This window comes from Pseudoalteromonas sp. NGC95 (genome assembly GCF_015864705.1).
Taxonomy (GTDB): domain Bacteria; phylum Pseudomonadota; class Gammaproteobacteria; order Enterobacterales; family Alteromonadaceae; genus Pseudoalteromonas; species Pseudoalteromonas arctica.
In genome coordinates this window covers 493,590-506,180 of sequence record NZ_JADYWR010000001.1, presented here as the reverse complement: position 1 = coordinate 506,180, position 12,591 = coordinate 493,590, and the positions used below count along the sequence as shown (strand labels likewise).

Below are 12,591 nucleotides of genomic sequence, written 5' to 3'. Positions count from 1 at the left end.
CTGCTTAATGAGAGCTCACTGAGCTGATATAATTAATTGTCTTTTTATTTTTTAAGCTGTTATGACTTTAGCCGAGCAATTTTTTGCACTTGATTCACTTTTGATGCGCCATCGTCAGTATTGGCAGTGCACCGCATTTGATTTTGACACTATTCCTTGGCCAGAGCTGCAAGGCATACTTAACGAACTAACTGATGATCAGGTAACCGTTCTTGATAACGATCAAAATCAGCTATACCAATTTTTTAGCCAACACATAAACCAACTTGATGAACTTGCTAAGCTATGTGATTTACCTAGCTCTGCACACTCTCGATCTGATTATCCGTTTTGGATAAGTAACGGCATTAAAGGTCGTAAGTTTGATCAGTTACAAGATTTTGTATCTGCACTACCTAATACTAAGCAACCAGTTTTAGAGTGGTGTGCGGGTAAAGGACACTTAGGGCGAATGCTTGCTTTTAATGGCGCAAGTGATGTGCATAGTATTGAACTGCAACAAAGCTTATGCGAGCAAGGACAAAAAAGTGCACAGCAACAAGGCTTGGCAATGCACTTTAGCCAAGCTGATGTATTAAAAGAGGATATCACTCAATTTTTTAATGCTGATATGCATGCCGTAGCGCTACACGCATGTGGTGGTTTGCACCAAGCATTTATGCGCCAAGCAAGTTTAGCGAAAGTACAGCAAATTAGCTTTTCACCTTGTTGCTATCATTTATTTACGGCTAATGAGTACCGTGTAATGAGTGAGGTTGCAAACCAAAGTGAGCTTAACCTAACGCATCGCGACTTAAAGCTTGCATTGCAAGAAACCGTTACAGCGCCTTCTCGTCTGGAAAAAGTACGTAAAATAGAACTTGAATGGCGACTTGGTTTTGATGCACTTAGAAAATCGATTACTGGCGAGCAATATTATGTAAGCGTACCTTCGGTTAACAAAGCTATATTCTCAGATTCGTTTAAATCATTTTGTGCATGGGCTGCAGATAAAAAGGCAATAAACCTACCTCAAGATACTGATTATAATAAATATTTAGATACTGGTATTGCTCGAAAAAAAATAACTGACCGAGTTGAACTGGTTCGACATGTGTTCAGAAGAGCAATTGAAGTTTGGCTTGTGCTCGATCGTGCTTTATATTTGCAACAGCAAGGCTATCAAGTAAGCGTTAAAACGTTTTGTGAAAAGCAGTTAACGCCTCGTAATATTTTGATTCTTGCTAATACCCATTAAATTTCCGTCCTCGACTTAATAAGAGATGCAATGAGAAAGTTAAAAAATTTATTCGATAACAATAAACGTTGGGCTGCACGTACAAGCGAAGCTGATCCTGAGTTTTTTAAAATTTTATCTATGCAACAAAATCCAGAGTATTTATGGATTGGTTGTTCAGACTCTCGTGTACCTGCTAATCAAATAGTTGATTTATTACCAGGCGAATTATTTGTGCATCGTAACGTTGCAAACGTGGTTGTACACACTGACCATAACTGTTTGTCGGTTATGCAGTACGCTGTAGAGGTTTTAAAAGTAAAACATATCATGGTAGTAGGTCATTATGGCTGTGGTGGCGTACAAGCCGTTTTAAACAATGCAAAATTTGGCTTTATTGATAATTGGCTACGCCATGTAGGGGATGTAAAAGAAAAGCATCTTGAACAACTTGATGCAATGCCAGAAAGCGAACGTTTAAGCCGCCTTATTGAGCTAAATGTAATTGAGCAAGTGCGTAATGTATGCCGTACTAACATTGTGCAAGATGCGTGGGAGCGCGGCCAAGAGCTAAGCGTTCATGGTTGGGTTTATGGTTTAGAAAACGGCCATCTTCATGATTTAGAATCTGTAGTAACGTGCGCGAGTGAAGAAACGCAAAGCTACAAAAAAGCAGTGCAGCACGTACTTAATAAAGTGGGCGAAAATAAATAAATTTATGACTAAAACGGCGGTATTAATAGGTGCTACAGGTTTGGTCGGTAATGAGTTGCTACATAAGCTACTTAAGAGTGATCGTTATACCAAAGTGGTTACGTTAAGTCGTCGGGCTTTGCCTATTACACACGCAAAGCTAGTTAATCACGTTATTGATTTTGAAAAATTAACTCAATACGTTGAGCTTTTTAAAGGTGACGTATTGTTTTCGTGTTTGGGCACAACCCGTAAACAGGCGGGCTCTACACAAGCTCAGCGTAAAGTAGATTTTGATTATCAGTTTATAGCGGCGCAGTTAGCGGCATGTAATGGTGTTACGCATTACTGCTTAGTGTCATCAAGCGGGGCGAACACGCACAGTAATAGTGCTTATTTGAAAATGAAGGGTGAGCTTGAGCAACATATTAAAGCACTCCCTTTTGATAAAATAAGTATTTTACAACCATCTTTATTATTAGGTGATCGTGAGCAATTTAGAGTGGCAGAAAAGATAGGCAGTATTATTTTTCCTGTTATTACACGACTTCCGTTTTTAAAGCGTTACAAACCAATAACAGGTGAGCAAGTTGCGCAAAAAATGCTGAGTGTGAGTTTAGCGCAGCAGGCTAAGTTATTTTATTATGTGCTAGATGAGCTATTTGAATAAACTTAGTAAAACGCAAAAGGCAGCCTAAGCTGCCTTTTTTGTACACTAAATTAATACCAATTTTATTAAAAAAATGATCATTCTAGCGTATTAAATAACTCACTAACTACGTTAAAAATTATTTATATAGAACAACTATGTACCATAATTTTAGCCTTGTTATTGAGCTATTTTCTTATCGCTATAATAGAACACTAATTTAATGCAATTGGTATAATTATTCAGCGTCAGTTTTAGCGCTAAGTTGTTGCTCAAGCAATGCAACTTTAGCTTCAAGTTCGGTTAGTTTTTCGCGAGTACGAATAAGTACTTGGCTTTGCACATCAAATTCTTCACGGCTCACAAAATCCATCTCAGCAAGCTTGTTTTGTAAAACTTGCTTTGTTTTACCTTCGAGTGTCTCTGCTAGGTTTTTTACACCTTGTGGCATATTGCTAGTAATTTGCTTAGCAATTTCTTCAAGTTTTGCTGGGTTGATCATATTTGTCCCTTTGATGCGGCCTAAAATAATAATAACTAATATTACCTTATACCCACGGTATTTAACACATGATCATCTTTACCTTAATTAATTAAGGCAATTGCTATGCTCGCAGTAATGGTTACGTTAAAATTGCGCGTCTTTTAAATTTCTTTGGTCGTTATGAAACTCAATCCTAAACAAGATGAAGCCGTAAAATATATTAGTGGTCCATGCTTAGTACTCGCAGGCGCAGGCTCTGGTAAAACCCGTGTTATTACGAATAAAATCGCTTATTTAGTGAAAAAATGTGAGTACAAAGCGCGAAATATAGCCGCTGTTACTTTTACCAATAAAGCAGCCAAAGAAATGCGTGAACGAGTACTGCAAACGCTCGGAAAGCAAGACGCTAAAGGTTTATGGGTATCAACGTTTCATACACTCGGTTTAGAAATAATTAAAAAAGAGTTAAGCACATTAGGGTTTAAACCTGGCTTTTCGTTATTTGATGATCAAGATACCAATCAGCTTCTTAGTGAACTCACCGAAGATGAGCTAAAAAAAGACAAGGACTTACTCAAACTACTTAAAATGGAAATTGGTAGTTGGAAAAACGAATTAGTACTGCCAGAGCAAGCAATACGCGAAGCGCGTGATGCGCAAAAGGCATTGTTTGCACAGCTGTATGCTCGCTATCAAAATCAGCTACGTGCTTATAACGCACTGGATTTTGATGATTTAATTATGATCCCTACTTTGTTACTTACTAATAACGCCACATCTCGTGAGCGCTGGCAGCAACGCTTTAAATACTTGCTGGTGGATGAGTATCAAGATACCAATACAAGCCAATATCAACTTGTTAAATTGCTAGTAGGCGAGCGTGCCCGTTTTACTGTGGTAGGTGATGACGATCAATCAATTTACTCATGGCGTGGTGCTCGCCCGCAAAACTTAGTGTTATTAGGTAAAGACTACCCAGGGCTTAGACTTATAAAGCTTGAGCAAAACTATCGAAGTGCAGGGCGAATACTAAAAGCGGCTAACATTTTAATTGCGAATAACCCACATGACATAGAGAAAAAGTTATTTAGTGAACTAGGTTATGGTGAGCCGATTAAAGTAATAGGGTGCCGCGATGAAGAGCATGAATCTGAGCGTGTGGTTGCTGAAATAATTTCACATAAGTTTATGAAGCGAACCAGCTATAAAGATTACGCGATTTTATATCGTGGTAATCATCAAGCACGTGGCTTTGAAAAATCATTAATGAGTAACCGTATCCCTTATAAAATTAGTGGCGGTATGTCGTTTTTCGCTCGTTCAGAAATTAAAGATATTATGGCGTATTTACGTTTGCTAGTTAATCAAGATGATGACAATGCATTTTTACGTATCGTAAATACACCGCGACGCGAAATAGGCACGGTTACACTTGAAAAGCTTGGTACGCTTGCTAACGAAAAACACGCGAGCTTATTTGCTACCTGTTTTGATAACGATTTAGGCTACAGACTAAAAGGGCGTGGTTTTAATGCGCTTGCTGGATTTGCACGCTGGGTTGTTGAACTATCTGATAACGCAGTACGCGGTGATACGCTCGAAGCTGTTAAAGACTTAGTGCGTAATATTAATTACGAGGCATATTTGTACGAGTCGTCACCGAGTGCTAAAGCGGCTGAAATGCGTATGAAAAACGTATCTGAGTTGTATCGTTGGATCACCGATATGTTGACCGGTGATGCCGACAACGAACCAATGACATTAGCCGAGGTTGTTAGCAAGCTAACCCTTCGCGATATGCTTGAGCGTAACGAAGAAGAAGATGAAACCGATGCAGTGCACTTATCAACACTACATGCATCAAAGGGCTTAGAGTACCCGTACGTATTTATGGTGGGTATGGAAGAGGGTTTACTTCCGCATCAGGTAAGTATTGATGAAGATAACGTAGATGAAGAACGCCGCTTAGCTTATGTTGGTATTACTCGTGCACAGCAGGAGTTAACACTTACTTATGCAAAAATACGTCGTCAATTTGGTGAAACCTCACAAACTGAGTTAAGCCGATTTGTACAAGAGTTACCGCAGGACGATCTCGCGTTTGAAAATAAAAAGGCGCCAAATACGCAAGCAGAGCGAATGGAAAAAGGCCAAGCAAGAGTCGCTAACCTTCGCGCCATGTTTAAAAAGCCTGAGTAATACCTCAGGCTAATTTTATAAAGACTGGGTTGCTTGTATTTCAGGTAACTCAGAACACACTAGAGCGTGTTGTTTTCCCACAAAAAATGCCAAACCGTGCTTGTCTAGTAAAGCTCTAAAATTAAGTATTGATGGGCCTTTAGCAATGACTTTCATTGCTTTGAGCTTCGTAATTGCTAGCACCCCTTGTAGCTGAAAATCGTAACTTTCTTGTTGTAAAACACGTTTACTAAAGGTCGAGCTAAGTAGCAGATAGTCAAAATTAATATCGGTTAGTAAATTAAGTTCGCACCTGTCTTTAGCGAAATTGTTTAAACCAATTGAATAACCAAGTTGTGATAGCTTTTTGAGGTTTTCTATTTGTGTTGCGCTTGCGTGACGAATTTCTTGCTCATCAAATAGCAAACAGAGCTGGCTATGTCCTTGTTGTTTATTTAGCGTATCTGTAAATAAAACAAATTCGTGCTCCTCGAGTAGTAAACCAGAGCAAGGAACCAGCGCCATAGTTACATTTGCGGTAATTGCTTGTGCATAAGCGCGTTGTAATAACTGTAACTCTATCTCGAGGTGCTGTTCTTTATCTGATGCAAACTTTTTCAAAATATCAAAGCTAGTAAAGCCAAGTATTGGGTGTTCACCAAATGCTTCAAATAAAGATTCAGACTGATGTTGCTCATCAAGAGTAATTATTTCTGAGCTTCTAAAACTCATAGGTAATATATCAAGGTGATGCTGTGCTTTTAGTGCCTGCGCAGGTATTGATTGCGTTAATAGCGGATGAAATAGCTCGTAGCGATTTTTTCCGGAGTTTTTAGCGTGATACATTGCAGCATCGGCATCACGAATAATTTCATCCGTATGCGTATAGCTTTTCTTTGAGTAGGTTATTCCTATACTAGCACCACTTTGAAGTGATTCGCCTTTAAGGAAAAAAGGCTTTTTCATTAAATCGATAATACGATTAGCAACATCTTCTGCTTGTTGAGGCTCAGTTAAGTGCGTTAATAAAATAACAAACTCATCGCCACCTAAGCGTGCTAGTAAATCATGTTCGCGTATACACTGGGCAAATAACTCACTAACGTTAATTAAAAACTGATCGCCAGCATGGTGACCAAGCTGGTCGTTAATGTCTTTAAACTTATCTAAATCAATAAATAAAACAGCAAAATTATGTTCAGGAAAGCGCTGATAATGTTGTAGTGTTTTTTCAAGCTGAGTTAAAAAGAGGCTGCGATTAGGTAAGCTAGTAAGAGAGTCGTGATGTGCGTCGTGATAAAGCTGCTGCTCTATTTTTTTACGCTCATCTATTTGCATTTGTAAGTGCAGATTTGTTTGACGCAGTTCTTTGGTTTTTTCGTTTACTCTAAATTCGAGTTCTTGATGGCTTTTTGCAATCGCTTGATTGGTGAGCTTTGTTTGTAAAACCGCTGCAATTTGATGAGATACAAAGGTAATTAACTCGCAATCATCCCGGCTGAAAATATGTTTGTTATCGTAAGCTTGGCAAACAATAAGGCCGATAACACCTTGAGCTGTTTTAAGTGGAGCGCCTAACCAACTAGTGGCCATTTGCTCTTTTTGTACAGGCTTAGCTCTTTGTACTACACCGCTTTCTATTAATTCTTTTGCTCTACACGGGTGTATAAGTTGCGTTTCTTCAGTGCTTATTACCAGTTCACTATAACCTTTAGCAAAGCGTCTTGGTTGTGTGTTTTCTTTAAATTCATCTACACAATAAGGGAAGCTTATCCAGCCAGACTCTTTATCGTAAAGTGCAATATATAAGTTTTCTGCGTAGGTAATTGTTTTTATTATTTCATGTATCTTAAAGTAAGCATCATCAAGGTTTTTAGCTTGCGTTGCTATTTCAGATATTTTAAACAGAATTTGTTGGCGTTGAAGTGCGCGTTTGCGTTGTTCTATTTCAAGGTTTAACGCGTCGTTACTTTGAGTGAGTGCTCGGGTACGAATTTTAACTTCTGACTCAAGGAGCTCTCGTTTTTTTACACGCTCTATTGCAGTTGCTAAATAAAGCGACATAAACTCAAGTAATTGTATTTGTTGTGAGCTATAGCCCTGTTTTGTATCGTAACTTTGCGCTGCTAAAACACCGATAATATTGTGTTCTTGGTAAACTGGAACACCTATCCAATGCTCTGCTGGAGTGCCTAATGCTTTAAATAAGCCTTCTGCTGCGGCATTTTGCATTTGCTGCTTGGTAAAACATGTGGTTTTACCCTGTTTAAATACATAACCAGTGGCGCCTTCATCAAAGCTATTTGATTGGTTAAGGGCGACGGCAATACCATCTTTTTCATCTGAAAAGTAAGAAAGTTCTAACGATTGACTGTATTGATTTAATAGCACCACATAAAAACTTTTACTCGGCACATATTTTTGTAAAATGTCGTGGATAGCGGGATAAAGTAGGGTTAGCTCGGCAACAGTACTTGCTTGCTCTGATAATTGTATCAGCGCATTTTGTAAGTGATGTGATTGTTTGTATTTATTGAGTAATGTTTTTAGACGTTTATTTTGATACGCCAATTTACTCGATACTGAGAGTTTATCTTCCAATGATCTAACCGGCTATTTTTATTGTATAGTTATTAGCCTTATACTTTCACTTTTAGCGCTTATCGTCAAGTTGATATTCGTACTATCATACTGGCTAGAAACACTATTTTAGGTATTAAAAAAGGCTTACCGAAGTAAACCTTTTTTGTGTATTTCAGCTGTATTTACTTAGATGTCATGAAGTCGATGGCAGCGCTTATCTCATCATCAGAACAATCCATACAGGTGCCTTTTGGAGGCATCGCATTAAAGCCATTTAGTGCATGCTCAAGTAAAGTGTCTTTACCTTTAGCTATACGTGGAGCCCAATCGTCAGGCGATTTAGGCGCGCCTAGTGCACCAGTACCGTGACATGCAAAACATGCACCTTGATACACTTGCTCACCAGAACGAGGACCTGTAGGCGCCGCTGCTACAGCAGCTTTATCGCCTTCAAGGTATACAGCACCAACCGGCGCGAGACGTGCTTTAATTGCATCTTCAGTCATAGAGTTATCATATGGCTGTGCGTATGCAGTGGTTGCTAGCATTAATAATGCTGCAGCTGTTAATTTTTTCATTTTGCCTTGCTCACTTCGATTTGAACGTGATCAATCACGATTAAAGATGACGGAAATTAAACCGATTATAACTCTCTGAGCCAATTTATAAAATGCTAAGAGGCGTTTTTATTAATAAAACTGACTACTTTTTGCGTTAACGCAATAAAATTTAATTATTTACTGTTTTTTGTTAAGCAATTTAATAAGCGCAAACAGTCATACAATTAACTTTTAGATCCTAAGATCAATTTATTGATAATACGCTACTAACTAGTTTTTCGATCCCTGCATCGGCTTCAATAATTGATTGCGCAAGCATATAAGCTGGGGTTGTAACTAGCTTATTTGGCTGATCAATAACAACATCATCTACTGCACAATTTATATGTTTAGCGCCTAATGTGCTTAGCGCTTGTGCTGTCTCTGCATCGTTACCAATCGTAAGTACAGCGTTATCGTAAATAAATGGGATCAAAGCGGGTGCAATACACATATAACCAGCAGGCTTATTTTCTTTTGCAAATGATTTACAAGCATTAAGTACGTCTTCATTAATATTTGCTTTTGCGCCTTTAATTGCAAAGTCACATAAGTTTTTTGCAGCGCCAAAACCGCCAGGTACAATTAATGCGTCAAACTGAGTTGCGTCTAGTTCAAGCAGCGATTTAATGTCACCCCGTGCAATACGAGCCGCTTCTGTTAATACATTACGCTTATCAGGCATTACTTCGCCCGTTAAATGGTTAATGGTATGAAGTTGTTCAATATCCGGTGCAAAACACTGATACGTTGCGCCATTTTTGGCTATATGTAATAAAGTTAAAATTGCTTCATTAATTTCACTACCATCGTACACACCAGACCCTGCTAATATTACCGCTACGTTTTTCATGCTTTTGTGCCCCTAAAGTCTTTTTTATAAGTCGATCGGATGAAGTCTAACATGCTCAAAATTTCTCGCGAAAATAAATTTTTAGTACAAAAATCATTCTCTATGCAAGTTGTATTGCGGTTTATGCCATTTGCGATCACTTTGCCTTTAAAAAAATTATAAAGGATCGCTATGATCTTCGATCCATTGTGCTAGAATACTCCTCCGGTTATTTAAATGGACGCGAATAATCAAAGTGAATAACAACACAAGCAGTCGTTAGAAAACCTTTTTCCACATTGGTTTAAAATAATAAAAAAAGAACCTCGTATTATCTTTTTTAAATTAAAACATACAGTTAAAGTATTTTCTAGGCATTTTATAATGCTTTGGAAGAATAGCTCGTGGCTGTTATCTACACACTTATCCACAGCTTGCTATAGTTTTAATAACACGATAAGCAGTAATTCACTGTCGTTTTATTTACTACCTTATGGCATGCTTATAATTACCTTAATTTTTTGCATTTAGGATCCAAATTCACCATGGCTCAGATCCCCGAAAACCCACTTATTTTAGTTGATGGCTCGTCATATTTATTTCGTGCTTATCATTCTCCGCCGCATTTAACTAATTCTAAAGGTGAAGCTACGGGCGCTATTTATGGCGTGATCAACATGCTTAAAAGCTTGATCAGACAATACGATCCCTCACATATGGTGGTTATATTTGATGCTAAAGGTAAAACGTTCCGTAACGATATGTATAGCGAGTATAAGGCAAATCGTCCGCCTATGCCGGATGACTTACGCACTCAAATAGCACCAATACACAGTATTATTAAAGCGATGGGCTTTCCGCTAATTAGTATTGAAGGCGTTGAAGCTGATGATGTTATTGGTACATTTGCACGTATAGCGTCAGAGCAAAAACGACATGTACTCGTCTCTACTGGCGATAAAGACATGGCACAGCTTGTTAATGAACACGTTACGCTAATAAACACGATGACTGACAGTATTTCAGATCCCGTTACCGTGGTTGAAAAGTTTGGTGTAGGCCCTGAACTTATTATTGATTACTTAGCATTAATGGGTGATAAGGTCGATAATATTCCGGGTGTTGAAGGTTGTGGTCCTAAAACTGCAGTTAAATGGTTAGAAAAATATGGTTCTCTTCAAGGTGTAATGGATCACGCCAGTGAGATTAAAGGTAAAATAGGTGAAAAGTTAGCAATTGCTCTTGATCATCTGCCTTTAAGCTACGAACTTGCGACAATTAAGTGTGATGTTGAAGTTGAATCTGATCTTGATACATTCAAACTTCAAGAGCCTAACAAAGACGAATTAATTGCATTATATGGTGAGTGCGAATTCCGTCGTTGGTTAGCTGAATTACTTGATAATCCTAAAGATGCTGAAACACATTTAGCTGTACCTACCGAAGCCACTGAATTACCAAAAGTAGAAGATGCTCATTACGAAACTATTTTAACGCAAGTGCAATTTGATACGCTAATAGAGCAATTAAATAGTGCTGAGTTATTTGCATTTGATACTGAAACAACCAGTCTTGATTACATGAAAGCGCAATTGGTGGGTATGAGCTTTGCCGTAAAATCGGGTGAAGCTGTGTATTTACCGGTAGCGCATGACTACCCAGGTGCGCCTGAGCAATTAAGCCTTGAATTTGTAATGCAAAAGCTAGGTCCCATTTTGGCAGATGAAAACAAAGCTAAAGTAGGGCAAAATCTTAAATATGACAAAAGCGTATTAGCGAATGCAGGTTTTGCGCTAAATGGTATTAAGTTTGACACTATGCTTGAGTCGTATGTATTTAATAGTGTAGGCACGCGTCACGATATGGACTCGCTAGCACTTAAATACCTAGGTCATAAAAATATTAGCTTTGAAGATATTGCTGGCAAAGGTAAAAAGCAACTTACCTTTAACCAAATTGAACTTGAAAAAGCAGCGCCTTACGCCGCTGAAGATGCCGATATTACTTTGCGTTTACACGAAGTGCTTTGGCCAAAAATAGCAGCTGATGAAAAGCTAAAATCGGTATTTGAAGATATAGAAATGCCACTTATTAGTGTGATTTCTGATATTGAACGCACCGGTGTTGCGATAGATAGCAATATGCTTGCAGCGCACAGCCAACGTTTAGGCGAGCGTTTAATTGAGCTTGAAAAAGAAGCGTTTGAAATAGCAGGCGAACCATTTAACTTAAGTTCTCCAAAACAGCTACAAGTACTGTTGTTTGAAAAGCTTGGGCTGCCTATTATTAAAAAAACGCCTAAAGGTGCACCTTCTACCGCAGAAGAAGTACTGCAAGAACTTGCTCATGATTATCCGCTACCTAAAGTAATTATAGAGCATCGTGGTTTATCAAAGCTTAAATCAACGTATACCGATAAATTACCATTAATGGTGAATGAGAAAACCCAGCGTGTACATACGTCTTATCATCAGGCAATTACGGCTACGGGGCGCTTGAGTTCAACTGATCCTAATTTACAAAATATTCCTATTCGTTCAGAAGAAGGACGTCGTATTCGTGAAGCGTTTATAGCCGCAGATGGTTATAAAATTGTTGCTGCCGATTACAGTCAAATTGAGCTGCGTATTATGGCGCATCTTTCACAAGATAAAGGTCTATTAAATGCATTTGCTAACGGCTTAGATGTACATAGTGCAACTGCCGCTGAAGTATTTGGTGTAGAGCTTGATGATGTAACTACCGATATGCGCCGTAAGGCGAAAGCAGTAAACTTTGGCTTAATTTACGGTATGTCGGCATTTGGTTTAGCACGTCAGCTAGATGTGCCACGCCACGAAGCGCAGCATTACATAGATAAATACTTTGAGCGTTTTCCCGGTGTATTAGAGTACATGGAAACAACACGCGAAAAAGCAGCTGAAAATGGCTACGTTGAAACAATATTTGGTCGTCGCCTACATTTACCAGAAATAAACGCACGTAATGGGGCGCGCAGAAAAGGAGCCGAACGTGCTGCTATAAACGCACCAATGCAAGGTACTGCCGCCGATATTATTAAAAAGGCAATGCTGAGCGTTAACCGCTGGGTACACGAACAAGCGCCAAATACAATTAAGCTGCTTATGCAAGTGCACGATGAATTAGTATTTGAAATCAAAACAGACTGCGCACCACAATACACAAAACACATCTGTGAACTGATGTCGCAAGCTGCTGCGCTAGATGTACCACTTATAGTTGAAGCTGATGAAGGTGACAACTGGGAACAAGCCCATTAATGTAATTTGAGCATTTTAATTAAAGCGCCTTTTGGCGCTTTTTTTATGTTTAATAAAAATGGCGAATAACAGTGAT

General features: G+C 38.7%; 9 protein-coding genes. 5 read left to right on the top strand and 4 right to left on the bottom strand.

Going from position 1 to position 12,591, the window contains the following annotated elements:
• Nucleotides 1-61: 61 nt before the first annotated feature.
• Genes I6E70_RS02245 through I6E70_RS02235 form a run of 3 tightly spaced genes read left to right on the top strand, consistent with a single transcriptional unit; the run spans nucleotide 62 to nucleotide 2,579 of the window.
• A complete protein-coding gene (locus I6E70_RS02245; RefSeq protein ID WP_197187941.1) occupies nucleotides 62-1,237 on the top strand; it encodes a methyltransferase in 1,176 nt (391 codons plus the stop codon).
• 30 nt (nucleotides 1,238-1,267) lie between these two features.
• A complete protein-coding gene (gene can / locus I6E70_RS02240; RefSeq protein ID WP_007582103.1) occupies nucleotides 1,268-1,930 on the top strand; it encodes a carbonate dehydratase in 663 nt (220 codons plus the stop codon).
• A gap of 4 nt (nucleotides 1,931-1,934) precedes the next feature.
• Entirely contained in the window at nucleotides 1,935-2,579 is a 645-nt protein-coding gene (locus tag I6E70_RS02235) for an NAD(P)H-binding protein (protein ID WP_197187940.1), read from the top strand.
• A gap of 217 nt (nucleotides 2,580-2,796) precedes the next feature.
• Here the strand turns inward: I6E70_RS02235 and ubiK are convergent, their stop codons facing one another.
• The gene (ubiK, locus tag I6E70_RS02230; RefSeq protein WP_121954625.1) at nucleotides 2,797-3,060 is read right to left on the bottom strand and encodes a ubiquinone biosynthesis accessory factor UbiK; all 264 of its coding nucleotides are present in this window, start codon (nucleotides 3,058-3,060) and stop codon (nucleotides 2,797-2,799) included.
• 162 nt (nucleotides 3,061-3,222) lie between these two features.
• On the opposite strand from ubiK, the gene rep reads away from it, so the two are divergent.
• Nucleotides 3,223-5,241 (top strand): DNA helicase Rep, encoded by a 2,019-nt coding sequence (gene rep / locus I6E70_RS02225; RefSeq protein ID WP_024605304.1) that lies wholly within the window; start codon nucleotides 3,223-3,225, stop codon nucleotides 5,239-5,241.
• Between the two features lie 15 nt (nucleotides 5,242-5,256).
• Here rep and I6E70_RS02220 read toward each other — a convergent pair whose 3' ends face one another.
• From I6E70_RS02220 to elbB, 3 genes are all read right to left on the bottom strand, one after another.
• Nucleotides 5,257-7,821 (bottom strand): sensor domain-containing diguanylate cyclase, encoded by a 2,565-nt coding sequence (locus I6E70_RS02220; RefSeq protein WP_197187939.1) that lies wholly within the window; start codon nucleotides 7,819-7,821, stop codon nucleotides 5,257-5,259.
• A gap of 164 nt (nucleotides 7,822-7,985) precedes the next feature.
• Nucleotides 7,986-8,381, bottom strand: coding sequence for a c-type cytochrome (locus I6E70_RS02215; RefSeq protein ID WP_007582093.1), 396 nt, complete (start codon nucleotides 8,379-8,381; stop codon nucleotides 7,986-7,988).
• A gap of 226 nt (nucleotides 8,382-8,607) precedes the next feature.
• Complete coding sequence (gene elbB / locus I6E70_RS02210; protein WP_165721243.1) at nucleotides 8,608-9,255, bottom strand: isoprenoid biosynthesis glyoxalase ElbB; 648 nt, start codon at nucleotides 9,253-9,255, stop codon at nucleotides 8,608-8,610.
• Nucleotides 9,256-9,779: 524 nt separating this feature from the next.
• Here elbB and polA point away from each other — a divergent pair.
• Entirely contained in the window at nucleotides 9,780-12,515 is a 2,736-nt protein-coding gene (polA, locus tag I6E70_RS02205) for a DNA polymerase I (protein WP_197187938.1), read from the top strand.
• Nucleotides 12,516-12,591 lie beyond the last annotated feature (76 nt).

Coding starts and splice junctions, on each gene's coding strand:
- I6E70_RS02215 (WP_007582093.1), bottom strand. CDS start 8,381: ATGAAAAAATTAACAGCTGCAGCATTATTAATGCTAGCAACCACTGCA.
- ubiK (WP_121954625.1), bottom strand. CDS start 3,060: ATGATCAACCCAGCAAAACTTGAAGAAATTGCTAAGCAAATTACTAGC.
- elbB (WP_165721243.1), bottom strand. CDS start 9,255: ATGAAAAACGTAGCGGTAATATTAGCAGGGTCTGGTGTGTACGATGGT.
- can (WP_007582103.1), top strand. CDS start 1,268: ATGAGAAAGTTAAAAAATTTATTCGATAACAATAAACGTTGGGCTGCA.
- polA (WP_197187938.1), top strand. CDS start 9,780: ATGGCTCAGATCCCCGAAAACCCACTTATTTTAGTTGATGGCTCGTCA.
- I6E70_RS02245 (WP_197187941.1), top strand. CDS start 62: ATGACTTTAGCCGAGCAATTTTTTGCACTTGATTCACTTTTGATGCGC.
- rep (WP_024605304.1), top strand. CDS start 3,223: ATGAAACTCAATCCTAAACAAGATGAAGCCGTAAAATATATTAGTGGT.
- I6E70_RS02235 (WP_197187940.1), top strand. CDS start 1,935: ATGACTAAAACGGCGGTATTAATAGGTGCTACAGGTTTGGTCGGTAAT.